The organism is Kitasatospora sp. NPDC048365 (assembly GCF_043200835.1).
In the GTDB taxonomy this organism is placed as follows: Bacteria; Actinomycetota; Actinomycetes; order Streptomycetales; family Streptomycetaceae; genus Kitasatospora; species Kitasatospora terrestris.
On the sequence record NZ_JBICYJ010000026.1, the window covers coordinates 49,677 to 72,769 of the forward strand.

The 23,093-nt window shown below is 74.6% G+C and carries 28 protein-coding genes and 1 riboswitch; of the genes, 10 read left to right on the top strand and 18 right to left on the bottom strand.

The genetic code is table 11. The features are described 5' to 3' along the window. Positions 1-105: 105 nt before the first annotated feature. The 7 genes from ACGFX4_RS25110 to ACGFX4_RS25140 form a co-directional block, all read right to left on the bottom strand. Positions 106-771 (bottom strand): hypothetical protein, encoded by a 666-nt coding sequence (locus tag ACGFX4_RS25110; RefSeq protein ID WP_393078463.1) that lies wholly within the window; start codon positions 769-771, stop codon positions 106-108. A 60-nt stretch (positions 772-831) separates the two neighbouring features. After that, on the bottom strand, positions 832-1,632 hold the full coding sequence (locus ACGFX4_RS25115) for an acyl-CoA thioesterase (RefSeq protein ID WP_393078465.1): 801 nt from the start codon (positions 1,630-1,632) through the stop codon (positions 832-834). Positions 1,633-1,724: 92 nt separating this feature from the next. Then, the gene (nusB, locus tag ACGFX4_RS25120) at positions 1,725-2,165 is read right to left on the bottom strand and encodes a transcription antitermination factor NusB (RefSeq protein WP_345700303.1); all 441 of its coding nucleotides are present in this window, start codon (positions 2,163-2,165) and stop codon (positions 1,725-1,727) included. Positions 2,166-2,167: 2 nt separating this feature from the next. Further along, entirely contained in the window at positions 2,168-2,731 is a 564-nt protein-coding gene (efp, locus tag ACGFX4_RS25125; protein WP_393078467.1) for an elongation factor P, read from the bottom strand. 69 nt (positions 2,732-2,800) lie between these two features. Then, entirely contained in the window at positions 2,801-3,907 is a 1,107-nt protein-coding gene (locus ACGFX4_RS25130; RefSeq protein WP_393078469.1) for an aminopeptidase P family protein, read from the bottom strand. A gap of 82 nt (positions 3,908-3,989) precedes the next feature. Beyond that, on the bottom strand, positions 3,990-4,892 hold the full coding sequence (locus ACGFX4_RS25135) for an ABC transporter substrate-binding protein (protein ID WP_393078471.1): 903 nt from the start codon (positions 4,890-4,892) through the stop codon (positions 3,990-3,992). A gap of 229 nt (positions 4,893-5,121) precedes the next feature. Beyond that, positions 5,122-6,021 (bottom strand): winged helix-turn-helix transcriptional regulator, encoded by a 900-nt coding sequence (locus tag ACGFX4_RS25140; protein ID WP_393078473.1) that lies wholly within the window; start codon positions 6,019-6,021, stop codon positions 5,122-5,124. Between the two features lie 99 nt (positions 6,022-6,120). On the opposite strand from ACGFX4_RS25140, the gene ACGFX4_RS25145 reads away from it, so the two are divergent. Both ACGFX4_RS25145 and rpmG read left to right on the top strand, forming a co-directional pair. Next, entirely contained in the window at positions 6,121-7,350 is a 1,230-nt protein-coding gene (locus tag ACGFX4_RS25145; RefSeq protein WP_393078476.1) for an MFS transporter, read from the top strand. Between the two features lie 24 nt (positions 7,351-7,374). Then, positions 7,375-7,539: a 50S ribosomal protein L33 gene (gene rpmG / locus ACGFX4_RS25150; protein WP_393078478.1), complete on the top strand. Its 165-nt coding sequence runs from the start codon at positions 7,375-7,377 to the stop codon at positions 7,537-7,539. Positions 7,540-7,549: 10 nt separating this feature from the next. Here rpmG and ACGFX4_RS25155 read toward each other — a convergent pair whose 3' ends face one another. Next, the gene (locus ACGFX4_RS25155) at positions 7,550-8,200 is read right to left on the bottom strand and encodes a LamG domain-containing protein (protein ID WP_393078481.1); all 651 of its coding nucleotides are present in this window, start codon (positions 8,198-8,200) and stop codon (positions 7,550-7,552) included. A 94-nt stretch (positions 8,201-8,294) separates the two neighbouring features. Further along, complete coding sequence (locus ACGFX4_RS25160; protein WP_393078483.1) at positions 8,295-8,867, bottom strand: XRE family transcriptional regulator; 573 nt, start codon at positions 8,865-8,867, stop codon at positions 8,295-8,297. Between the two features lie 133 nt (positions 8,868-9,000). Here ACGFX4_RS25160 and ACGFX4_RS25165 point away from each other — a divergent pair, with 133 nt between their 5' ends. Further along, the gene (locus ACGFX4_RS25165) at positions 9,001-9,852 is read left to right on the top strand and encodes an EamA family transporter (protein WP_393078485.1); all 852 of its coding nucleotides are present in this window, start codon (positions 9,001-9,003) and stop codon (positions 9,850-9,852) included. 94 nt (positions 9,853-9,946) lie between these two features. After that, entirely contained in the window at positions 9,947-10,363 is a 417-nt protein-coding gene (locus ACGFX4_RS25170; RefSeq protein WP_393078488.1) for a YciI family protein, read from the top strand. A gap of 91 nt (positions 10,364-10,454) precedes the next feature. On the opposite strand, the gene ACGFX4_RS25175 is transcribed toward ACGFX4_RS25170, so the two are convergent. Beyond that, positions 10,455-11,558: a HoxN/HupN/NixA family nickel/cobalt transporter gene (locus tag ACGFX4_RS25175; protein WP_393078491.1), complete on the bottom strand. Its 1,104-nt coding sequence runs from the start codon at positions 11,556-11,558 to the stop codon at positions 10,455-10,457. 31 nt (positions 11,559-11,589) lie between these two features. Further along, positions 11,590-11,782: riboswitch (cobalamin riboswitch) on the bottom strand. 80 nt (positions 11,783-11,862) lie between these two features. On the opposite strand from ACGFX4_RS25175, the gene ACGFX4_RS25180 reads away from it, so the two are divergent. The 3 genes from ACGFX4_RS25180 to ACGFX4_RS25190 all read left to right on the top strand — a co-directional run bounded on the left by ACGFX4_RS25180 (position 11,863) and on the right by ACGFX4_RS25190 (position 14,260). Continuing rightward, positions 11,863-12,225 (top strand): ArsR/SmtB family transcription factor, encoded by a 363-nt coding sequence (locus ACGFX4_RS25180; RefSeq protein ID WP_393078494.1) that lies wholly within the window; start codon positions 11,863-11,865, stop codon positions 12,223-12,225. Positions 12,226-12,363: 138 nt separating this feature from the next. Next, entirely contained in the window at positions 12,364-13,413 is a 1,050-nt protein-coding gene (locus ACGFX4_RS25185) for a phosphatidylinositol-specific phospholipase C domain-containing protein (RefSeq protein WP_393078497.1), read from the top strand. 151 nt (positions 13,414-13,564) lie between these two features. Then, positions 13,565-14,260: an N-acyl homoserine lactonase family protein gene (locus ACGFX4_RS25190; RefSeq protein WP_393078500.1), complete on the top strand. Its 696-nt coding sequence runs from the start codon at positions 13,565-13,567 to the stop codon at positions 14,258-14,260. Positions 14,261-14,278: 18 nt separating this feature from the next. Here ACGFX4_RS25190 and ACGFX4_RS25195 read toward each other — a convergent pair whose 3' ends face one another. From ACGFX4_RS25195 to ACGFX4_RS25215, 5 genes are all read right to left on the bottom strand, one after another. After that, a complete protein-coding gene (locus ACGFX4_RS25195) occupies positions 14,279-15,124 on the bottom strand; it encodes a hypothetical protein (RefSeq protein ID WP_393078503.1) in 846 nt (281 codons plus the stop codon). Positions 15,125-15,160: 36 nt separating this feature from the next. Then, positions 15,161-15,847, bottom strand: a complete 687-nt coding sequence (locus ACGFX4_RS25200) for a DUF6445 family protein (protein WP_393078506.1) — start codon at positions 15,845-15,847, stop codon at positions 15,161-15,163. Between the two features lie 68 nt (positions 15,848-15,915). Continuing rightward, positions 15,916-17,574, bottom strand: a complete 1,659-nt coding sequence (locus tag ACGFX4_RS25205) for a peptide-N4-asparagine amidase (RefSeq protein WP_393078509.1) — start codon at positions 17,572-17,574, stop codon at positions 15,916-15,918. 74 nt (positions 17,575-17,648) lie between these two features. Next, positions 17,649-18,113 (bottom strand): hypothetical protein, encoded by a 465-nt coding sequence (locus ACGFX4_RS25210; protein WP_393078512.1) that lies wholly within the window; start codon positions 18,111-18,113, stop codon positions 17,649-17,651. Further along, positions 18,110-18,616, bottom strand: coding sequence for an RNA polymerase sigma factor (locus ACGFX4_RS25215; protein WP_393078514.1), 507 nt, complete (start codon positions 18,614-18,616; stop codon positions 18,110-18,112). Before ACGFX4_RS25215 ends, ACGFX4_RS25210 begins: the two co-directional genes overlap by 4 nt. A 147-nt stretch (positions 18,617-18,763) precedes the next feature. On the opposite strand from ACGFX4_RS25215, the gene ACGFX4_RS25220 reads away from it, so the two are divergent. Further along, positions 18,764-19,192 carry a DUF3995 domain-containing protein gene (locus tag ACGFX4_RS25220; RefSeq protein ID WP_393078517.1) on the top strand — a complete coding sequence of 143 codons (429 nt, stop codon included), beginning with the start codon at positions 18,764-18,766 and terminating at the stop codon, positions 19,190-19,192. Positions 19,193-19,328: 136 nt separating this feature from the next. Here ACGFX4_RS25220 and ACGFX4_RS25225 read toward each other — a convergent pair whose 3' ends face one another. Together ACGFX4_RS25225 and ACGFX4_RS25230 are read right to left on the bottom strand one after the other, a co-directional pair. After that, positions 19,329-20,135, bottom strand: a complete 807-nt coding sequence (locus ACGFX4_RS25225; RefSeq protein WP_393078520.1) for an Fpg/Nei family DNA glycosylase — start codon at positions 20,133-20,135, stop codon at positions 19,329-19,331. A gap of 5 nt (positions 20,136-20,140) precedes the next feature. Then, a complete protein-coding gene (locus ACGFX4_RS25230) occupies positions 20,141-20,773 on the bottom strand; it encodes a CGNR zinc finger domain-containing protein (RefSeq protein ID WP_393078523.1) in 633 nt (210 codons plus the stop codon). 101 nt (positions 20,774-20,874) lie between these two features. On the opposite strand from ACGFX4_RS25230, the gene ACGFX4_RS25235 reads away from it, so the two are divergent. After that, positions 20,875-21,612 (top strand): metallophosphoesterase, encoded by a 738-nt coding sequence (locus ACGFX4_RS25235; RefSeq protein ID WP_393078526.1) that lies wholly within the window; start codon positions 20,875-20,877, stop codon positions 21,610-21,612. After that, complete coding sequence (locus tag ACGFX4_RS25240) at positions 21,609-22,202, top strand: LysE family translocator (protein WP_393078529.1); 594 nt, start codon at positions 21,609-21,611, stop codon at positions 22,200-22,202. The genes ACGFX4_RS25235 and ACGFX4_RS25240 overlap by 4 nt, the downstream gene beginning before the upstream one ends. Before the next feature lie 24 nt (positions 22,203-22,226). On the opposite strand, the gene ACGFX4_RS25245 is transcribed toward ACGFX4_RS25240, so the two are convergent. After that, positions 22,227-23,027 carry an AAA family ATPase gene (locus ACGFX4_RS25245; protein ID WP_393078531.1) on the bottom strand — a complete coding sequence of 267 codons (801 nt, stop codon included), beginning with the start codon at positions 23,025-23,027 and terminating at the stop codon, positions 22,227-22,229. Positions 23,028-23,093: the final 66 nt, after the last annotated feature.

Here is a 23,093-nt window from a genome sequence, read left to right on the forward strand (position 1 = left end):
TCCCGGGGCGCTGGTGCGAGTGGTGCTGACTCCGTCCTCCCCCGCTCCACCCGACGCACACGTACCGTGTGTCACAGACCTGTAACCGAATGCGACCACGCACCGTCACGGCCGGCAGGCGCCGCCGCTCGGGCCGTCGAACGCCGGGCCGCCGTCGGGCCGGACCACCTCGGCCCACAGGTCGTGGACGGCCCAGTCCGTGGTGACGGCGTAGAGCGCCCAGCGCGCGCCCGGCCCGGCGAAGCCGGGGAGCTCCACGACCGGCAGCACCACCGGGCCGCACCGGGCCGTCGCGACCCGCTCGCCGCCCGCGGCCAGCAGCGTCACCCAGCCCTTCCCGTTGCGCAACGGCCCCTGCACGGACGCCACCCCGGCGCTTCCGGCGGCCGGGAGCGCCGCGTCGCAGGTCACCACAGCGGGTGGGCTGGTCCCGTGGCAGAACCGCCCGTCCGGCGCGGCCCACAGGTACCAGACCTCGCCGCCGATCGGGTAGCTCGCCGCGCCGCCGCCCGGCATCGGCACGCCGAGCTCACCCGCCCTGATCCGGACGGCCTCCTGGTCCGGCAGGTAGCCGACCGCCGCGGATGCGGACGCGGTCGCGGTCGCCGACGGGCCCGGCGCGGCCGTGACGGTCACCCGGACCTCCACCGGCAGTACCTCGGTCACGGTCACGGTGGGGGCGGGTGTCGCCCCCTGCCCGCTGCAGCCGACCGCGGTCAGCGCCAGCAGCACGGCCGCGGCCGCTCCGCGGACGCGCAGGATCCACCCCATCGTCCGTCCCCCCGTGCATCGAACCCCTGCACGCGGGATACCCGCTTTCCGGCCGCCCTACTACCTGGGCGCGCGGGCCAGTTGACGGGACTGGGCGACCAGCCGGCCGTCCGCGTCCCAGACCTCGGCGTCCTCCTCGAAGTAGCCGCCGGCCAGGTTGCGGGTGGCGTGGACGACCCGCAGCCAGCCCGCCGCCGGACGGCACCGGACGTGCACGGTCAGCTCGACGGTGGGCGCCCAGCCGGGCAGCCCGAGGTCGAAGGTGACCGGCGGCAGGGCGTCGGCGACCAGCAGCAGCGAGAGCGGGTCGGCGTCGCGGCCGTCCGCCAGCCGGAACCAGCCCTGGATCCGGCCCTCCTTGGACGGCTGCCCGAGCGCCCAGCCGACGGCCGCCGGGTCGAGCCGCAGGTCGAACCGCTCCAGCAGGGCCGCCTCGGCGATCATCTCCTTCGGGGCGTGCTCGACGCCGATGCACTGCTCCGGCGGCGGCATCACGGGCGGCTGCGCGGTGGTGCGCACCTCGCCCTCGAAGGCGTCCAGGTCGCCGTAGGTGGCGAGGACCCGCAGCCGCTCCTCGCCGTCCTGGCGGAGCACGGCGGTGCCGGTGGTCAGCGAGCCGCCGCGGCGGACGATCTCGGTGTCGACGGTGGCGGGGCCCGGCACCGAGGCGGAGAGGTAGTACCCGCTGACCGAGACCGGGTCGCGGTGCGGGCCGGCCGCGAGCGAGAGCGCGTGCCCGGCGAAGGCCAGCAGCAGCCCGCCGTTGACGCCCCCGCCGATCCGCCAGCCCTCCCCCAGCTCGCCCTCGTACCGCCCCCCGCCCCGCGCGGTCAGTGCAATGCCCCGGTCGAACTCACTCATCGCCCTCGCACCCTCCATCGACGTTACTCATGGGTAGGGTACGCGCGAAGGCCGCCGGACCGACAGGTCCGGCGGCCTTCGAAGGCGGTTGCTCAGGCGCGACGGATGGTCGGCTTGAGCTCCAGGAAGCGGGCGAGCAGGCCGTTCACGAAGGCCGGCGACTCGTCCGTGGAGTACTCCTTGGCGATCTCGACGGCCTCGTCCAGGACGACCGCGTCCGGGACGGAGTCCTCCCAGATCAGCTCGTAGGTGCCGAGGCGCAGGACGTTGCGGTCCGCGATCGGCATCCGGTCGAGCGTCCAGCCCACCGCGTAGGTGGCGATCAGGTCGTCGATCGTCCGGGCGTACTGCGAGTACCCCTCGATCAGCTGCATGGTGTACTCGGCGACCTGCGGAATACCCTCGTCCGGCTTGGGGTCGCGCGAACGGGCGACCCAGTCGGCGAGCACCCGCTCGGGCGACACACCGCGGTGGTCGGCCTCGAACAGGATCTGGAAGGCCCGGGTGCGGGCCTTGCTACGAGCAGCGGCCACGATTACTTGACCCGGCCGAGGTAGCTGCCGTCGCGGGTGTCGACCTTGACCTTCTCGCCGGTGGTGACGAAGAGCGGGACCTGGATCTCGGCACCGGTCTCCAGGGTGGCCGGCTTGGTGCCACCGGTGGAGCGGTCGCCCTGCAGGCCCGGCTCGGTCTCGGCGATGGTCAGCTCGACCGCGGCCGGGAGCTCGACGTACAGCGGCACGCCGTCGTTCTGCGCGACCAGGGCCTCGAAGCCCTCGAGCAGGTACTTGGCGTTGTCGCCGACAACGGTCTCCTCGACCGGAACCTGGTCGTAGGTGTCCATGTCCATGAAAATGAACTGGTTGCCGTCACGGTACGAGTACTGCATGGTCCGCTTGTCGACGTTCGCGGTCTCGACCTTGACGCCCGCGTTGAAGGTCTTCTCGACAACCTTGCCGGTCAGGACCTCCTTCAGCTTGGTACGCACGAAGGCGGGGCCCTTGCCGGGCTTCACGTGCTGGAACTCGACGACGGACCACAGCTTGCCGCCGTCCAGCTTGAGGACCATGCCGTTCTTGAGATCGTTCGTGGAAGCCACGGGCGCACTAACTCCTGTGTATAGCTGTCAAGGAACCAAGGACTGCGTCCACCGCCCACGCCGGGTGGGCTAGAGGGCGAGGAGCTCCTTGGTGGTGATGGTGAGCAGCTCGGGCCCGCCCTCTTCGAGGGGGCGCACCACGAGCGTGTCCTCGATCCGGACGCCGCCCCGGCCCGGGAGATGGACTCCTGGACCGACGGTGACCGGCACGCGATTGTCCAGTTTACCCATGTCGGCGGGCCCGAGGCGCGGAGCCTCCCGGATCTCCAGGCCGATGCCGTGTCCCAGCGGGTGGACGGAGCGCTCGGCGTGCCCGGCGGCCTGCAGGATCGAGCGCGCCGCGTCGTCCGGGACGTGCTGCTCCACGCCCGGGCTGAGCGCCTCCCGGCCGGCCCGCTGGGCGCGGAAGACCAGCCGGTGCAGCTCGACCTGCCAGGGCGCCGGGGCGGCGCCGATCACGAAGGTGCGGGCGGTGGAGATGCCGTAGCCGCGGTACTGGGCACCGAGCACCACGGTGAGGAAGTCGCCCTCCTCGACCCGCCGGTCGGTGGGCTGGTGGTGCTCCAGGCCGCTGTGCGAGCCGGTGCCGACCGAGACCGGGAAGGCGGCCCGGTCAGCGCCGTGGTCGATCATCCGGCGCTCCAGCTCCATCGCCAGGTGCCGCTCGGTGCGGCCGACCAGGATCGACTCCAGCAGCTCGCCGAGCGCCTGGTCGGCGATCTCGGCGGCGATCCGCAGGTCGGCGATCTCGTGCTCGTCCTTGACCACCCGCAGCCGTTCGACCGCGCGGTCCAGGTCGGTCAGCCGGACGCCCTCGGCGAGCGCGGCGATCGAGCGGTGCCGGGCCACCGTGACGTCGTGCTCCTCGACCGCCAGGTCGCGCACCCGCAGCCGGGCGGCCTGCTCGGCGACCGCGTCGGCGGTGTCGAGCTCGCCGGGGACGGGCAGACGGGTGACGTCGTCCGCGATCAGGTGCTCGCCGCTGTCGTCGGGCGGCAGGTCGTCGGGGACGGCCAGCAGCACCCGCTCCCGGGTGACCAGCAGGCTCGCCCCGCAGGGCGGGCAGCCGGTCAGGTAGCGGACGTTGGCGGCGCGGGTGACCAGCGCCGCGTCGACCCCGGAGGCGCTGCAGTACTCCCTGAGCCGTTCCCTGCGGGCCGCGTGCGCATCGGACATGCTCCGAGCCTACGAAGCAGCTCGCCGCCCCGCCCGTCGGGCACGCCGGACGGGCGGACCGGCGCCGGCCGGCGCGCGCCGATCAGATGGCGCCGTTGACGACCGAGTTCTGGATCGCGCCGGCGGTGAGCGCCCGCTTGGCCAGGATCTGGTCGTAGGTGCCGTCCATCACCAGCTGGTTCATCGCCTTGACCAGGACGTCGCGCAGGTCGCGGTCGCTCTTGCGCACCGCGATCCCGTACGGGCGCGGCTGGAGCTGGTTGCCGCCGATGTCGAGGACCTTGCCGCCGCCCACGGTCTGGGCGCTGTAGGCGGCCTTGGGGAAGTCGGTGACGTAGGCGTCGGCCTGGCCGGACTTCACGGCCTCGACGGCGTCGTTGTCGCTGTTGGTCTGGATCACCTTGAGCGGCTTCGAGCCGTGCTCGCAGGCCTTGACCTGGCGGCCGGCCAGGTCGTCATGGGTGGTGCCCTTCTTGACCGCGACGGTGTGGCCGCACAGGTCGTCGATCCGGGTGATGGTGCCCGGGTTGCCCTCGCGGACCACGATGCCGATGCCGGCCATGAAGTAGTCGACGAAGTCCAGGCCCTCGTTGACCTGCTTGCCCTCCTTGTCCACGCCCTGCTCGCGCTCGCGGGTGTCGGTGACGCCGGACATCGCGATGTCGTACTTGCCGCCCAGCAGGCCGGGCAGCACGTTGGCGAACGGGCCGACGTCCTGGAAGTCGAAGCGGACGCCGAGCACCTTCTCCAGGGCGGCGGCCAGGTCGGGGTCGAGGCCGTCCGGCCTGCCGTCGGGGGTGCGGAAGACCACCGGCGCGGCGGTGAACGAGGCGCCGACCCGGATCGTGCCGGCCTTGCGGACCGCCTCCGGCAGCTGGTCGTGCAGCGAGGCCTGTCCGGCCCCGGCGATGCCGCAGGCGCTCAGCAGCAGGGCGCCGACGACGGCCCCGCTGACGGTGACGGTGGTGCGGTGGCGGCTGGACATGGGGGACACCCCTCGCTTCTCCCGTGGCTCGACGCGGCATGCGCGGACCCACGGGACCCGGCGACGGGCATGGCTCACCCCCGGACATCCCCACCCGGCCCCCGCTCCGGTGTGATCTTCCGATCATAACCAGCCATGGTCACGTCACTGCGTATTCCGACCAACAAAGCCCCAACTTCCACAACTTCACCACCAGTCAGCTGGCACTCCGTCAACTCGGCTCCGGTCGCTACCGGTCCTCCCCGGAGGTTCCCACCCGAACGGCCGCCAGGGCAGCCGCCACGCCCGCCTCCACGTCGGTGACCGGATAGAGCACCTCGCGGACCACCCGCGCCGGGTCGACCACCAGGGTCAGCCGCTTCAGCCGGGTGGTGCCGGCCGCCCGCAGGGTGGGCAGCCGCAGGGCCGCGGTCAGCTCCAGCGCGGTGTCCGAGAGCAGCGGGAAGGTCAGCCCCTCCGCCTCCGCGAAGGCCCGCTGCTCGTCCGGGCGCTGGGTGGACACCCCGCGCACCGCCGCCCCGGCGGCGGTGAACTCGGCCAGCCGGTCGCGGAAGGTGCGCGCCTCCAGGGTGCAGCCGGGCGCCCCCGGCACCGCACCCCAGCCCGGCGGGTACGCGTCGGGGCGGACGAACGCGCCGGGGAAGCAGTACAGGACGGTCCAGGCCCCGGCCGCCAGCGGGTCGCCGGGCGCCGCCCCCGGGTCCGTCGAGTCCGCGAGGGCCAGCGCCGGCAGCCGGGTGCTGCGCAGGGCGTGCACCCGGGCCGCCTCCCGGGAGTCCTCGGCGGCGGTGGCACTCGCCTCCCCGTCGCCCAGCACCCAGGTGTCGCCCCAGTCCTGCAGCGCCACCAGCACCGGCAGCAGCGCCCGGCCGCGGGCGGTCAGCCGGTAGTCGTGGCGCACCGGCCGGTCCTGGTACGGCTCGCGGACCAGCACCCCGTCGTCCACCAGCAGCCGCAGGCGCTCGGCGAGCACCTTGCGGGACAGGCCCAGCTCGGCCTGGAAGCCGTCGAAGCGGCTCACCCCGCGCGCCGCGTCGCGGACGATCAGCAGCGTCCACGGGTCGCCCACCACGTCCAGCGCCCGGGCGATCGCGCAGTCCGCGTCACCCGCCTCGCCCCGCCTGACCATCCGCTCACCCCGGGGTGTGTGTCTCGGATCCCTGTTGACCCCAGTCCTACCAGGTTGGCATAGTCAGTTCCCCAAAGGAACTTACTCAGGGGGCAAGCGGTGCGCACCGTGCCACGGCCGGTCTGGCTGCTGTCGGCGGGCAGCTTCGTCAACATGCTGGTGACCTTCACCTTCGTCTACCTCTTCGTCTACCTGACCGAAGGACGCGGACTGCCGGTCACCACCGCCGGCACCATCGCCGGGATCGGCGGCATCGGCCTGGTCGCGGGCAACTTCACCGGCGGCTGGTTCGGCGACCGCTACGGCCACCGGCGCACCCTGCTGGCCGGCTCGGCACTCTCCGGCGCCGGCCTGCTCCTGCTGCCCGAGCTGCCCACCCCGGTCCTGCCCGCGCTGCTCGCCCTCGCCCAGTACGCCGCCGGCGCGGCCCGCGCCGCCAACAGCGCACTGGTCGCGGTCGCCATGCCGCCCGGCGCCCGCCGCCAGGGCGTGGCCGTGATGCGCTTCGCCGCCAACGCCGGATTCACCCTCGGCCCGCTGCTCGGAGCGCTGATCGCCGCGCACTGGTCGTACGAGCTGCTCTTCCGCCTCGACGGCGCCGGCACCCTGCTGTTCGCCGCCTACGCCGCGCGCGTGCTCGGCGCCGACCCGCCGCGCCGCGCCCCCGCCGCCGGGCCGCAACGGGCGGGCGGGCCCGGGCCGGGCCTGTGGGCGATGCTGCGCCGCCGGCCGGCCCTGCTGGCGCTGCTGCCCGCGATCGTCGTGGTCGACACCGCCTACCGCCAGCAGTACTCCACCCTGCCGGTCTTCCTCGCCGACCACGGCCACTCCACCGGCGTGTACGGCGCGCTGCTCGCCGTCAACGGCGGCGCGATCCTCTGCCTGGAGATCCCCGCCGCCCTCGCGCTGCGCCGGATCGCCCCGCTGCGGATCATCGGCACCGGGCTGCTGCTCGTCGGCGCCGGCTTCTCGGTCCTGGCCGGAGCCGCCTCGGTGGCCGCCGCCGCGGCCATGATGCTGCTGGTCACCCTCGGCGAGATCCTCTACAAGACCCCGGCCACCGCGTACGTCGCCGACTGCGCGCCCGAGGGCTACCAGGGCCGCTTCCAGAGCCTGTACGCCGGCGCCTCGATCAGCGGCAGCGTGCTCGCCCCGCCGCTCGGCGCCGCGCTGTACGACCACGCGCCCGGCCTGCTGTGGCCGGTCTGCGGCGCGCTGGCCGCGCTGGCGGGCATCGCCGTGCTCGGCGCCGGGCGGCTGCGGGCCGGCGGGAATGCCCAGGCCGACCCGGCGGTTGAGGCGAAGGTGGAAACGGTTCCCGTTTCCTGAAACACCGCGAACGAGGAGGACCCCATGGCCGCCAGCGACCTGCGCCCCGTCGTCAAGCTCCGCTCCACCGCCGGGACGGGCTACACCTACGTCACCCGCAAGAGCCGCCGCAACGACCCCGACCGGCTCACCCTCCGCAAGTACGACCCGGTCGCCGGCCGGCACGTCGACTTCCGCGAGGAGCGCTGACGCCGCACAACTACACCAGCCAGTCCGCCGTGGCGGGGAAGCCGGGGCCGCCCTGGGCCTTGATCCGGGCGGCCTCGGCCGCGGACACCGCGCGGTCGAAGACCTGCACGTGCCCGACCGCCCCGGCCCACGGCTCGGCCCAGGCACCCCCGCGCCGGCCCCGGCCGAGCTCCAGCGGCCCGCCGCCGGTCGGCCCGGCCGCCAGCTTGGCCGAACCCGCCGCCGTACCGTTCACGTACAACGTGACCGTGCGCTGCCCCGCGTCGTACGCCGCCGTCAGCAGCGTGAACTCCCCCGTGACGGCGGCGCCCGGTACGGCCGCCCGCGCCGTCGCGGCGTCCGCCGCCCCCGGCCCGGTCTGCACCCGGAAGACCCACGCCTTCTGACCGCCCGCGTCCTCCCGGCCCAGCGCGAACACCGAGGCGGCGCCGTCGCCCTGGCTGACCGCGGTCCGCGACCCCGACGCGGCGTCGTTCACCACCCACGCGGAGACGGTGAAGCTCCGCGAGGTGTCCACCACCGCGCCCAGCGCCTGCGCGTACGAGCCGGCCGTGCCCCGGCCGCCGAACACCCAGCCGCCCGGCACCTGCTTCACCGTGGCGTCCGGGCCCAGCGTCAGGTTGCTCCCGCCGGTGTGATCGACGATCAGCCGAGGCCGCACCGGACGCCTCCAGGGCCGGCGCCACGTCCAGCGCCGACGACCCGTCGATCAACAGTCCCCCACCCGAACATCCGAACCCACCGGTGGTCGGCGGTCAGGCCGGGGGCGGGACGAGCACGACCAGGGTGAGGCGGACCGGGTCGGTGCCGGTGTTGCGGTAGGCGTGGGCGGTGCCGGCCTCGTAGGAGGCGGTGGAGCCGGCCGGGACGAGGTGGTCGCGGCCGTCGAGGGTGAGGGTAAGGACGCCCTCGTCGACCCGGGCGATCTCGACGGTGCCGGGCGGGTGGGGGTCGGAGGTGTGGCCCTCGCCGGGGTTGAGGCGCCAGGTCCAGAGTTCGAGCGGGCCGGGGGCCTCGATGCCGTTGAGCAGGGTGCCACTGCCGCCGTCGGGGCCGGTCCAGAGCTGGACGGCGTCCTCGGCGGGGACGATCCGCACGGTGGAGGTCTCGTCGTAGTCGAGCAGCCGGGCGATGGAGACCCCGAGCGCGTCGGCGAGCCGGACGACGGTGCCGACGCTCGGGTTGGTGCGGGCCTGTTCGATCTGGACGACCATGCCGCGGCTGACGCCGGAGCGGGCGGCGAGCGCGTCCAGGGTGTGGCCGCGCTCGGTGCGCAGGCGCTTGAGGTTACGGGCGAGGGCCTGGGTGACGAGGTCGGGGTCCGGCACGGCGCAGTATCAGCCTCAGTTCAAAATATTGGCTCGGAAAGTTCAGCAGAGTGAACTACCCTTGCCCTTGCAAGCAGAGTCCACCTGACTGTACTGCGGAGTCCACCATGCTGTCCCGAATCGTCGCGCACCCGTGAGCGCCGCCCTCGCCCTCACCGCCAGCCTGCTCTGGGGTGTGGCCGACTACGGCGGCGGCGCACTGACCAGGCGCCTGCCGGCCCTCACCGTGGTGGTGGTCTCGCAGACGGCCGCCGCGGTCCTCCTCACGGGCGCCGTCCTCGCCACCGGCGGCCTCACCGACCTCTCGCCCAAGCTGTGGTTCGCCGTCGCCGCGGGCGTGATCGGCCCGTTCGCACTGCTCGCCTTCTACCGGGCACTGGCCCTCGGCCCGATGGGCGTGGTCTCGCCGCTGGCCACCATCGGCGTGGCGGTGCCGATCGGCGTCGGGCTGTTCCTCGGCGAGCGCCCGGGCGCGGTCCAGGCGGCGGGCATCGCGGTGGCGCTGGCCGGCGTGGCCCTGGCCGGCGGACCGCAGCGCGGCGGCGGAGGCATCGGCCGGGAGGCGCTGCTGCTCACCCTGGGCGCGGCGATGGCCTTCGGCGCCGTGCTGGCGCTGATCGCGCACGGCTCCAGCGGCGGCGGGCTGCTGCTGACACTGTGCGTGCAGCGGCTGTGCAACGCCGCGGTCGGGGCCGGGATGCTGGCGTACGCGGCCCGGCGGCGACGCGAGCCGCTCGGGCTGGCGGACGCCCGGCGCAGCCTGGCGGCACTGACCGCGGTGGGCCTCGCGGACGTGGCGGCGAACGGCGCGTTCTCGGCCGCCTCGCACCGCGGTTCGGCGGCGGTGGCGGCGGTCCTCGCCTCGCTGTACCCGGTGGTGACCGCGCTGATGGCGCGCGGCCTGCTGAAGGAGCGGCTGCGCCGGGTGCAGGTGGTCGGCGCCGGCCTGGCGGTCGCCGGGACGCTGCTGCTCGCCGCGGGTTGACGCGCGCCCGGGAGCCGCCGCTGGAAGGATTCTGCGGAGCGGGACCACTCCTACGCGACCACTCCTGCGCGACCGCTCCTGCGAGGTGAGTCCGATGCCGAAGTTCCTGATCATGGTCCATGCGACCCAGGCCGACTACGACGCGATGACCGGCAGTCCGACCCCCGGGTACCCGGCCTGGGACCGGGAGACGCTGACCGCGACGGTCGAGCACATGGACGGGATCAACCGGGAGCTGTCCGAGGCCGGCGAGCTGGTGGACGCCCGGGGCCTGGCCGAGCCGGCCCGCGCGGTCGTGGTCACCGCCGGTCCGGACGGGTCACCGGCCGTCTCCGACCGCCCCTACGGCGTGGACCGGCCGGTGCTCGCCGGCTACTGGGTGATCGAGTGCGCGGGCCCCGACCGCGCGGTGGAGATCGCCCGGCGCGCGTACGCCGCCCCGATGCCCGAGGGCAGCACGCCGACCGACGTGGTGGTCTGCCCGATCGAGGACGAGCCGCCGGGGATGTGACCGCCCGCGGGGCGGGCCGGGAGACGGACCGGCGCCGGGCCCTCCCCCCACGGGAGCCCGGCGCCGGAGACTGTGCGCGGCCGACGGTCCGTCAGCCGCGGGCCGTCCAGCGCTGTTCCACCCGGGCGAGGCGCCAGTAGCCGATCGCCGCCGCCCAGACCACCACGAACAGGCCGACGATCGCGAAGCCCACGTTGTCCAGGCTCAGTCCGGCGATCCAGCCGGTCACCGGGTCGGTCAGGTCCAGCTTCTCGTGCAGCACCGCGACCAGTTCGATGGTGCCGATCACGAACGCCACCGCGATCGACAGGCCGGTGATGGTCAGGTTGTAGAACACCTTGCGGACCGGGTTGGAGAACGCCCACTGGTAGGCGAAGTTCATGAAGGTGCCGTCCAGGGTGTCGAACAGGCTCATCCCGGCGGCGAACAGCAGCGGCAGGCAGACGATCGCGTACCAGGGCAGGCCGGCCGCCGCGCCCGAGCCCGCCATCACCATCAGCGTCACCTCGGTGGCGGTGTCGAAGCCCAGGCCCAGCACCATGCCGACCGGAAACATCTGCCCCGGGCGGGTGATCGAGCGGGTCGCCCGGCCGAGGATCCGGTTCATCAGGCCGCGCGACTCCAGGTGCTTCTCCAGCTCCTTCTCGTCGTACGTGCCCTCGCGCATCTTCCGGAACACCCGCAGGATGCCGGTCAGCGCGGCCAGGTTCAGCGCGGCGATCAGGTACAGGAAGACGCCCGACGCGGTGGTGCCGACGGTGCCCAGCACCTGGTGGGTGGTGGACTCGTCGTCCATCAGCACGCCCGCGAGCTGGGCGCCGCCGGCCACCAGGGCCGCCATGAGCACCACCATCGAGGAGTGCCCGAGGGCGAACCAGAAGCCCACCGACACCGGCCGCTTGCCGTCCGCCATCAGCTTGCGGGTGGTGTTGTCGATCACCGCGATGTGGTCCGCGTCGAAGGCGTGCCGCATGCCCAGGGTGTACGCGGTGATGCCGAGGCCCACCCCGAACACCTGGGTGCCGACCTCGTAGCGCTCCGGCACCACCAGCAGGAACAGGGTGCCGAAGGCCGCCAGGTGCATCAGCACGATGACGGCCATCAGACCGGCCGTGCGGACGGTGTCCTCGCGGCGCCAGCGGAAGGACGGAAGGGCACCGGCCGCGGCGGGCACGGCGGTTTCGGGCAGGCTCATCTGCGGGTCACGCTCCAGCACCTCGTGGAATCACTTCGTGAGCTGCCGTGGCCGGTCTCCTGGCTGACGGGGTGCTGAGCGCCCGTACCCCGCCTTCCCAGGCGCGGTGCGCCCAGTGGCAGATGAGGGGTACGGACATTCCCCGATCACAGTGGCGAGGGCCGCTCCGGTCTTGCACCGGTCTTCCCGAACACCACGGCTGGACCACCCTAGAGCTGACGGTTCGACGGCTGCAAGCCTGCACAGCTGCGCAGGTGTGACGGGTGGCGAAGATCACCACCGGGCCGCCTGCGAGAATGCCCCCATGCACCTCGTACCGGCCGACCGCGCCGCCCACCGGCCCATCGACGGCCACCGGGTGTGCGAGGCGATCGCCGCGATCGGCGACGCCGAGCACGTCCGGTCCTGGGCCGAGCGCTTCTCCCTGCTCGCCGACCCCGGGCGGCTCTCGCTGCTGCTCGCCCTGCACGAGACCGGCCCGCTCGCCGTCACCGACCTCGCCATCGCCACCGGCATGCGCGACCCGGCGGTCTCCCAGGCGCTGCGGCTGCTGCGGGCCGCCGGGATGGTCGTCGGCGAGCGGGACGGGCGGGTGGTGCGCTACCGGCTGGTCGACCTCGCCGTCGCCGAGGTGCTCGCGCACGGCGTCCTGGGCGAACGGGACTGATCTCTACTCCCGAGTAGCTGTATTCGGACAGTCTTTCTTGTCATGTCATCAGAAGGACGCCCGGATCCCCCATGCTCTCCTCGGCGGTTGCCCGGCGGAAAACCCCGCCACCGCCCGGTACCTGACGAGGAGACACCCGTGACCGTACGCCGCGCCATCGCCGCCGGACTGCTCACCGCAACCGCCCTCGCCCTCACCCTGGTCCCCGGCACCACCGCCGAGGCCGCCGGGACCGGCGACCTGCCGTTCGGCTCCGCGACCACGGTCGGCCTGCACAACACCTACGACCCCGCCGCCTTCCCGTACCTCGCCCAGGGCCTCGACACCGGCACCGGCATGATCGAGCTCGACGCCTGGACCGACACCGTCACCACCGAGTGGAAGGTCAGCCACTCCAACCCGCTCGGCAACGCCAACAACTGCGTCACCGCCACCACGCCCGCCCAGCTCTACACCGGCGGCGCCAACAAGAACCTGGAGACCTGCCTCGACGACGTCCGGGTCTGGCTCGGCGCCCACCCCACCGGCGGCCCCCTCGTCATCAAGCTCGAACTCAAGGGCGGATTCGCCGCCAACCGCGGCATGGGCCCCGCCCAGCTGGACTCGCTGATCGCCGCCCACCTCGGCTCCACCGCCTTCCGCCCCGCCGACCTGCTCGCCAAGCCCGGCGGCGGCGCCTACGCCACCCTCGACGACGCCGCCCGGGCCGGCAACTGGCCCAGCCGCACCGCCCTCGCCGGCCGCGCCCTGGTCTACGTCATCCCGGGCTCTTTCGAGGAGGGCAACCCCTTCGACACCCTGCACACCGACGTCGAGTACGGCCGCCACCTGCGCGACCTCTCGGCCGCCGGAAAGATCGGCCAGGCCCAGGTCTTCCCCGCCTACCACGGCGCCACCGGCGGCGACCCGCGCTCGGTCTACGAGGCCAACGTCCGCCCGTGGTTCGTCGTCTTCGACGGCGACGCCGCCGCGTACACCGCCATCGACACCTCCTGGTACGACACCCGGCACTACCTGCTCACCATGACCGACGCGCAGAACGTCGCCCCCGCCATCAGCGGCACCACCCCCACCGCCGACCAGGCCACCGCCCGCACCCGGCAGCTCGCCGGCGCCCACGCCTCCATCGTCTCCAGCGACTGGCGCTCGCTGCCGACCGTCCAGTCCCTGGTCCTGCCCCGCGGCTGACCCCGCGTCACCGGGGTCCTGGGGGGGGGGGGGGGGGGGGGGGGGGGGGGGGGGGGGGGCGCCGCCGCCGCCCCCCGCCCCCGGGGGGGGGGGGGGCCCGCGGGGGGCCCCCCCCCCCCGGGACCGGCCGTACCCGGACGACGATGGCGGGATGGACCAGAGCATCCGGATACACCGCCTCGACCTCGGGTACTTCGTCCGCCCCTCCTCCGAGACCGGCGGCCCGCACCCCCGCGTCGAGCCCGCGCTCGGCTACGCCGTCCGCCACCCCGACGGCGTCGTCCTCTTCGACACCGGCATCGGCGACGCCGGCCCGGAGACCGACGCCCACTACCGCCCCCGCCGCCGCCCGCTCGACACCGCCCTCGCGGACGCCGGCCTCACCCGCGACGACATCACCCTGATCGTCAACTGCCACCTGCACTTCGACCACTGCGGCGGCAACCCGCTCTTCCCCGGCGTCCCGATCCTCGTCCAAGCCGTCGAACTGGCCACCGCCCGCCGCGGCGGCTACACCGCCGACCACCTCGTCGACTTCCCCGGCGCCACCTACCGCGAGCTCCACGGCGAGGCCGAACCCCTCCCCGGCCTGCGCGTCCTCCCCACCCCCGGCCACACCGACGGCCACCAGTCCCTCGCCGTCACCACCCCCGCCGGCACCCACGTCCTCGCCGGCCAGGCCCACGACACCGCCACCGAGTACGCCGCCGCCCACCTCGCCCGCCGGGCCGCCCTGGCCGGCCTCGAACCGCCCCTCCCGCCCCACCCCGCCTGGCACGACCGGCTCGCCGAACTCGCACCGCAACGCGTCCACTTCGCCCACGACCACTGCGTCTGGGAGCCCTGAGCCCGACGGCAGACCGTCTCAGCCGCGGCGGACCTGCGCGGGGCGGTGGGTGTAGTGCGGGGCGCCGCGTTCCAGCCAGATACCGGTGAGAGCGGGGTTGTCGACCAGGGGGTGCAGGTCGCCGTCGGCGACGGTGCTGGATCCGGTGACGGCAACCTCGCGGAGGCTCGGGTGGCCGACGAGGGGCGCCAGGGTGGGGAGCGGGCCGCAGTTCTCGAGGGTGAGGTCGGCGAGAGCCGGAAGGCCCGCGACGAAACCGAGGTCGGCGGGCTTGGCGCCGATCAGGCTGAGCTCGGTCAGCTCGTGGAGCGCGGTCAGCCGGGAGGTGTCGGAGAGCCGACCGTCGTAGATCCACATCCGGCGGACCGCCGGCATGGCCTCGGCGCCCGCGAGCGAGAGCGTGCCGTTGCGGCGGCACTCGATCCGGAGGAACTCCAGCCGCGGCTTGGCGCCGAGGAGTTCGAGGCTGCCGCTGCGCCAACCGGGGACGTACAGCTCGCGCAGCTCCCGCAGGTCGGCGACCGTCTCGATGCCGACCTGCGGCGGGGCCTGCAGGTCGGTGAGGCCGGTGAGGCGGGAGAAGTCGACCCGGCCGCGCTGGTCGAGGCCGATCTGGACCCGGGTGAGCCCGGGGCAGTCGCCGATCGGCCCGGGGTCGGCGATGCCGAGGCCCAGGCGGACGGAGCGCAGGCCCGGCACGTCGCGGACGAACCCGATGTCGACCGTGCCGCGGCCCGGCCCGGCGGTGCCGAGCAGGAGGCCCTCGCAGTCACCGGCGGCGAAGCGGTCGGCGTACGCCGCGTCCCACTCCTCGCCGTCGAGCTGCATCTCGCGCAGGCCGGGGGCCACTGTCCTGATCTTCACCCGCCCAGTGTGCCTGCCAGGTCGGACAGCGCGCGGCTACGCCATCCAGAAGAAGACGGCGGTCATCCGCTTGTCCTCCAGGGTGCTGCCCCAGTAGCCGGTGGCGGTGTGCATCAGGTTGGCGCTGTAGAGGAGCAGCCGGTTGTAGCGGTGCGGGACGGCGAAGTCCTCGGTGAAGGAGTCGGCGGGGACGTACCGGGTGCCGAGCGCCTCGACCAGGTTGTTGTGCGGCGGCAGGACGACGTTGCCGCCGAGGCGGCCGCCGGGGAGGCTCTGCCGGTAGAAGCTGGTGCCGGCCTGCTTGGGGACGCCGGGGTTGAGGTAGAGGACCGCGGCGTAGCGGCACAGGGCGCGGGAGTCGGTGTGCGGGCGGGGTTCGCTCTCGCCCTCGCCGACGACCTGCACGCAGTTGTGGTTGAAGGTGCCGCCCTCGGCCTGCCCGAGGGCCCAGACCCGGTCGACGCCGACGGTGCGGGCGACCAGGGCCTCGACGTGGGCGAGTTCGTCGGGTTCGAGGGCGGGCATGGCGCGCATGCCGGGCCAGGCCTCGGGCTTGTGCGGGTAGCCGAGGTCCCAGTCCTGCTTGGCCAGGCAGCGGGCGCGGATCTCGTCGACGTTGGGGAGGACGTCGTCGAGGACCCAGTAGTCGCGGCCGCGGGTGGGCTTGCGGTACGGCAGGACGGGCAGCGCGGGCCCGGGCGGCCGCCGGAGCTGTGGGGGCATGCGGCGAGGTTAGGAGCCGCATGCCCCACGACTCTCCCCCGATCCGGTCAACGCTCGGTCAAATTGTCCTAGGTCAGCCAGCCGTCGAGGGTGGTGATGGTGCGGCGGTACGGGCCCTCCGGGCCGGTCGAGCGGTAGTCCTCGTACGAGGATCCGGTGCGGACGGTGGCCGCTCCGTCGGCGCGGTGGGCGCTGGGGCGCAGCACGTGGTCGACGGTGGCGCGGGTCAGCACGTGCGCGCCGGTGGCCTCGGTGGTGTCGCGGTGGTAGCCGAGCTCCATGGCGGTGCGCTGGTCGCTGCCGCCGGCGGCGTCGTGGGCGTAGCGGTAGGTGACGTCGAGCGGTTCGCTCTCGTGCACGGTGGTGGTGCGCCGGGGGCCGCCGCCCCAGGTGGCGACGGTGTGGGTGAGGTCGGCGGTGTTGTGCAGGACGAGGTCGTTGCCGCTGTCGCGCAGGGTCTGCCGGGAGGTGAAGGCGAGGTCCTCGCGGACCTCGGTGGTGATCCGGCCGTGCGAGGTCTGCACCCAGCCGCGGGCGAGGTCGTGCCGGGCGGCGGTGACCTGCCAGTCTCCGCTGCCGCCGCCGTGGTCGGTGAGGGCGGTGGAGACGGCGGCCCGGTCGGCGACCGCGTGCTCGGTGAGCGCGCCGGTGGTGCGGGCGCTGCCCCGGTCGAGGCCGGCCAGCAGGTTGACCTGACCGGTCCACAGGTCGTTGGACTGGCTCTCGGCCGCGTTGACCTCGATGCCGATCCGGTGCGGGCGGCCGTCGGTGAGCAGGCCGACGTACGGGGTGAGGTCGAGGCGGTAGGCGGGCAGCTCGAAGGCGAAGATGCCCTGGGTGGGCCGCCACAGCAGCGGATCCCAGCCGCCGGTGTAGATCACCGGGTAGGGCTGGACGGCGCCGGCGGTGCGGCCGTCGACGGAGAGCCGCAGTTCGCGGAACGGGCCCTTGCCGCACCAGCCGAGGCCGGGATTGGCCCGGACGAACTCGTCGGGGGCGGAGGCGTACGCGAACTCCTCGCAGGCGCCGCCGCCGCGGGCGTACACCTCCGCGGTCAGCCGTTCCAGGTTGGGCGGGAACACCAGGTCGGAGGAGCTCGCCGGGGCGGCCTGGGTCAGGCCGAACGGCGCGGTGGTGAGCACCCGGTCGGCGGTGCGGGCGGCGGGGTGCGCGGCCGAGGCGGTGGAGAAGGTGAGGGTGGCGGTGATCGTGAAGACGCCGGTGTAGGTGTCGTCGACGACGTTGGCCAGGTCGAAGGCGAACGGCTGCGGGCCGTCCAGGAGCGCGGCGTACCGGGTGAGGTCGTGCTCGGTGTGCCACTCGATGCCGTCCTTGGACGGCTCGGGGGTGGAGGAGAGCAGGACCTCGACGCCGCCGATCCGGACGGTGAACAGCCGGTCGAACTGACGGCCCGCCACCGAGCCGCGCAGGTCGAGGACGACCATCGACCACGGCCCGGGGCAGTCGGCGGGCGGGCCGACGGTGGCGGTGTACGGGGTGTCCGGCGGGCTGCCGTAGCCGCTGCGGAACGGCCGGTCGTGCATCGCCTCGACCGTGCAGGACCGGGTGTCCGGCCTGGTCAGCGGCTTGGCCGCGGTGACGGGGTCGTGGTAGTCGGTGCCGAAGTCGGCGTGGGCGGGTGCCGCGCCGCCCAGGGCGGCGGCGAGGGCGAGTGCGGCGGTCACGAGGACGCGGCCGGCGCGCTGGGCGAGGGTCGGTAATGCCACGACGGGCCTTCCTGGCTGGGGACGGTCGCGGCATCCTCCCGCCGATGGCATGGCAGCGTCAACGGCCTCGGGGGTCAGCGCCGCTCACCGACCAGGGCCTCGAAGCGGCGCAGCGAACGGACCCCGAGCGGGCGGAGGGCGGGGGCGAGCAGCCCGGCCGCGGGCAGCCGCAGGGTGCCCAGGAAGGCGAAGCGGGTGCCCTCGCCGTCGGGGCGGGCGGCCATCCCGCCGAGCACGAAACGGCTCTGCATCAGGCACCAACCGGGCTCCAGCCGGACGTCGAACCGGGCCCGCAGGCGCGAGTGGCCGACGATCAGCGCCTCGGTGGCATCGGCGTTGGCGCGCACGGTGCGGATGTCCGGCAGCCAGCGCGGCAGGGCGCCCTCCAGGTCCGCGGCCACCTCCCAGACCCGCTCGAACGGCTCCGCCAGCACCGCCTCGTGGAGGCTCGCACCGGGTACGGTCGCCGCCAGCACGCGCAGCCGCCGCACCGGGTCGAAGTCGGCGACCGGCCAGTCGGGGTGCATCGGTTCGGTCACTGCTGCCACGCCCTTCGGAAGCTCAGCCGGGCCCGGGAGAGCCGCGACTTCACGGTGCCGGCCGCCACGCCGAGCAGGTCGGCGGTCTGCCGCTCGTCCAGACCCTCCAGGTCGCGCAGGACCAGCACCGCCCGGTGCTCGGGGGTCAGCCGGTCCAGGACGTCCCGGATGTCGGCGGCGAGCTGCGGGTCCCCCGGCGCGGGCACCTCCGCCAGCTCGCTGGGGACGCTGCGCGCGGTACGCCGGACGTGCCGGACCGCCTCGCGCACCGCGATCACCCGGACCCAGCCGAACAGTGCGGCCGGGTCGTCGAGCTGGCGCAGCTTGCGGAAGACCGCGATCAGCGCCTCCTGGGTGGCGTCCGGGCCGTCGTCCAGCGCGATCGGGCCGCACAGCCGGCGCACGTACGGAGTGACCAGCTCCAGCAGCTCCGCCAGCGCCAGCCGGTCGCCCCGCTGCGCGGCGCGCACCAGCTCGGCGGTGCGAGCGGGCGTCGGTTCCACGGCAGCCTCCTTCCGGTTCTCCCAGGGGAGGCCGGTGACGGGCCGGAGGTTCCCCCCGGATTTCGTGACGCTGATCACAGGAACGGACCGGGGCGGCCACGGCTCCTGGGTGTGTCGGATCGTCAGAACACCGGAGGGGAGCCTCGGATGAGGAAGAGTCGGATCGCACTGGGACTGGCGGCAGTGCTCGGCGCGGACAGCGCGGCGCACCTGTACTGGACCACCGGCGCGACCTGGCCCGCCGCCGACGTGGCGGGCCTGTCGCAGGCGGTGCTGGGCGCGGACGTGCCGTTCACCCCGCCCGTGCTGGTGCCGCTCGCGACGGTGCTGGCGGGCGGGGCGGCGCTGGTGCTCGCGCAGGGCGGGCTGGTGCGGCTGCCCGGGCCCGCGGCGCTGCCGCGGTGGGCGACGCGCGCGGTCGCCGCGGGGCTGGCCCTGCGGGCAGCCGCGGGGCTGGTCTGGGCGACCGGGATCGGCACGGACACCGGGTCGGCGTTCTACGCGCTCAACGTCGCGCTGTACACGCCCCTCTGCCTGGCCGCGGCCGCGGCGGCCTGGCACCTGAGCCGGGCCTGACCACGCAATCGGCGCACCGCCGGGGGCGCGTGGGGGTACCTCCCGGCCGAAGGCCGGGGGAGAACTGCGCGAAGGGGGACGTGACCGCCCGTCGCCTCCCGCCTCGCGCAGCTCCCCGCACCCCCGGCGGTTGCCCCTAGGCGGCCTGGCAGCTCGCGCACCAGAAGAGGTTGCGGGAGGCGTGCTCCTCCGTGCTGACCGGGGTCTCGCAGACCAGGCAGGGCTGCCCGGTGCGGCGGTAGACGTACACCTCGCCGCCGTGGTCGTCGACGCGCGGGGGGCGGCCCATCGCCTCGGGGGTGTGCTCGGGTCGGACGGTGTCGATCCGGCCGGCGGCGACGCCCTCGTGCATCAGGGCGACGAGGTCGGCCCAGATCGCGTCCCACTCGGCGCGGCGGAGCCGGCGGCCGGGGCGGTGCGGCCGGATCCCGTGGCGGAACAGCACCTCGGCGCGGTAGACGTTGCCGACGCCGGCGAGGACCTTCTGGTCCATCAGCAGGGCGGCGACCGTGGTGGAGCTGCTGGAGACCCGCCGCCAGGCGGTGTCGGGGTCGGCGTCGGCGCGCAGCGGGTCGGGCCCGAGGCGGCGCTGGACGGCGGCCTTCTCGCCGGGGGTGAGCAGCTCGCAGGTGTTCGGCCCGCGCAGGTCGGCGTAGCCGTCCTCGCTCTCCAGGCGGAGCCGGATCAGGCCGACCGGCTCGGGGGCGGGGCCGGTGCCAAAGGTGAAGCCGCCGTAGAGGCCGAGGTGGATGTGCAGCCAGGCGTCGCCGAAGCCGAGGAAGAGGTGCTTCCCGTGGGCCTCCGCCGCGTCCAGCACCCGGCCGTCGATCAGGGCGGCGCCCTCGGCGAAGCGGCCCTGCGGGCTGGTGACCCGGACCGGGCGGTCGCCGAAGGCGGCGTGGTTCTGGCCGGCCAGGCGGTGGATGATGTGGCCCTCGGGCACGGGCGTCAGCTCCTCGGGAGTTCCGTTGCGATGTCCCCAGTCTCCCAGTCGGCACTGACAGCCTTCTGCCGCCGGTAGTGCCGGGCGACCCGGGCGCGGTTGGAGCAGGAGGGCTTGCAGTACTCCTGGCGGCCGTGGCCCTTGAGGAAGTACCGGACGCAGCGCGGGGCGGTGCAGGCCCGCAGCTGTTCGCGCCCGGGGCCGGCGAGGAACTCGGCGGTGGCCCGGGCGAGGGCGGCGGTGATCCGGGTGAGCGGGTCGGCGGCGGCGCCGAACTGCACGAGCGCCGGCGGCGCGTCCTCGACCCACTCCAGGCGGGGGGCGACGGGCCGGCGGGCGGCGGCGGTGTTGATCCGTTCCAGGGCCAGGTCGAGCGGGAGCAGGCGGTGGGCGTCGGCGGGGCTGGGCGGGGCGGGGCTGACGGCGCGGGCGAACAGCGCCCGGACGGCCTCGCGCAGGGCGCGCACCTCGGCCAGCGCGGCCTCGTCCGCCGCGAAGCCCTCGGCGTCCAGCGCGTCGGCCCGGTCGCGGACCCAGGTGTCCAGCTCGGCGGGCGTGGTGAGGTCGTCGGCGACGCCGCCGTGCCCGTCGTGGCGGACGGTGCTCGCCAGCTCCAGCGCCAGGACCCGTTCGGTCACGCGTTCCTCCCGTCTCTCACAACCCACTTGATCGATTACCGAGCCATACTCTACCGTCCTAACGCATCCAACCGTAACAACCGTTAGGACGGATCACCGCCATGGTTCTGCTCGCCCAGCTCAGCGACCTCCATCTGGACGGCACCGCACGCACCGCCGACCGGGCCTCCCGGGCCGTCGAGCACCTGCGCGCCCTGCCCACCCCGCCGGACGCGCTGCTGGTCACCGGCGACATCGCCGACCACGGGGCGCTCGCCGAGTACGAGCTCGCCGCCCGGCTGCTCGACCTGCCGTTCCCGGTGCTCACCTGCCCGGGCAACCACGACGTGCGCGCCGCCTTCCGCCAGGGCCTGCTCGGCGAGGCCCCGTCCGACGGGCCGATCAACCGGCTGCACCTGGTCGGCGGGCTCGCGGTGCTGATGTGCGACGTCACCGTGCCCGGCCGGGACGAGGGCGTGCTGTCCGAGGAGACCCGGGAGTGGATCGACGAGGCCCTCGGCGGCCTCGCCCCCGGCACCCCGTCGGTGCTGGCCTTCCACCAGCCGCCGGTCCCGATGCACCACCCGCTGCCCGACGAGGGCCGCCTGCGCGAGCCGGAGCGGCTCGCCGCACTGGTCGAGCGGCACCCCGACGTGGTCGCGGTGATCACCGGCCACGCGCACACCGCGGCGGCGGCGCACTTCGCCGGCCGCCCGCTGATCGTCGGCCCGGCCACCACCTGGACGCTGCGCCTGCCCTGGGAGGGCCCGGACGCCGCCGACCGCGACCAGCCGCCCGCGCTCGCCTACCACGTGGTCGAGGACGGGGAGCTCACCACGCACTTCCGCGTCCTGCCGTGACCGCCCGGATCGCCGGCTTCCTGCTGGCCGTCCTGCCGCTGGTCGCCGTCCCGGGCGCCAGTCTGACCCTGCTGGTCTCGCAGGTCGCGGCGGGCGGACGGCGGCGGGCCGTCCCGGTGGTCGCGGGGACGGTCTGCGGGCTGGCCGTGCACGCCGCCCTCGCGCTGGCCGGGCTGTCCGCCGCGGTGATGCACTCCGCCGAGGCGTTCACCGCGGTCCGGCTGGCGGGCGCCGCCTACCTGCTGGGCCTGGGCCTGTGGACGCTCCGCCCGCCCCGGGCCGCCCGGCCGCGCCGGGCCCGCGGCTCGGCGTTCACCCAGGCACTGCTCGGCAACGTGCTCAACCCCAAGGCGGCGTCGATCTTCCTGACCGTGCTGCCGCAGTTCCTCGACCCCGCCCGCCCGGTGGCGCCGCAGGTCGCCGTGCTCGCGGGCGCCCAGGCGCTGCTGGTGGCCGGCTGGCTGCTCGGCTGGACGGCCCTGCTCGCCACCGCCGAGCGCGCCCTGCGCGACCCGGCGGTGCGCCGCCGCGCCGGGCAGCTCGGCGGCGCCGTGCTGATCGCCCTCGGCGTGCGGGCCGCCCTCGCCTGACGGCGGCTCAGTGCCGGCGCGGGCTCAGCGGCCGGTCAGCCGGGACATCACCGCGTGGTCCAGCGCGGCGGCCGTCTCCTCCACGGTGAGCTGCGAGTTGTCGATGATCGGCAGGCCCGAGGTGCGCCAGCCGGCCATCCGGCCGTGGATCCGGGCCACTTCCTCGTCGCTGAGCCGCCGGTTGCCGCTGCGTTCGGCGTTGCGGGTGAGCACCCGGTCGAGGCCGGGCAGCAGGACGACGGGCAGCATGCCGGGGCCGATGTGCCGCTTCCAGCCGCCGAGGCCGATGGCCGGGCGGTCGGGGAAGACGGCGTCGTCGATGATGCAGGAGATGCCGTTGGCGAGGTAGTTGCGGCAGGCGAAGCCGCAGGTGCGGCGGGCCAGCCGGTACTGCGCCTCGGAGGCGGTGTTCCAGCCGGACTGCGGGTTGGCGAAGCCGGACTGCACCCACTCGCGGACGTCGTCCAGGCTGATGTGCGCGGTCGGCGTCGGGCGGCGCTCCGCCCAGTAGCGGGCGACGGTGGTCTTGCCGGCGCCCGCGGGGCCGATCAGCAGCACGGCGACCGGCGGGCTCGGCAGGGGCTGCTGCGGCGGGTACGCGGGCAGCTGCACGGGCGCTCCGGCGGGAAGCATGAAGTGTCCGGTCGCCCCTGCGGGCACCGGGGGCACGGCCTTGAGCGGCACGGTCGGCCGGTCCCGGCGGACCGGCTGCGGCTGGTACCCGGGCTGCGGCACGCCCGCTCTGGCGGGCTGCCCGCCGGTCGGGTACGGCGGCGCGAGCGGCCGCGGCGGCACCGCCCCTCCTGCTGCGAACTGCTGCGACACGGTCACCTCCCGACGTGAATCTACACGTCGACCCGGTGGCAGGCACAGCCCACCACCGGGTCGTTG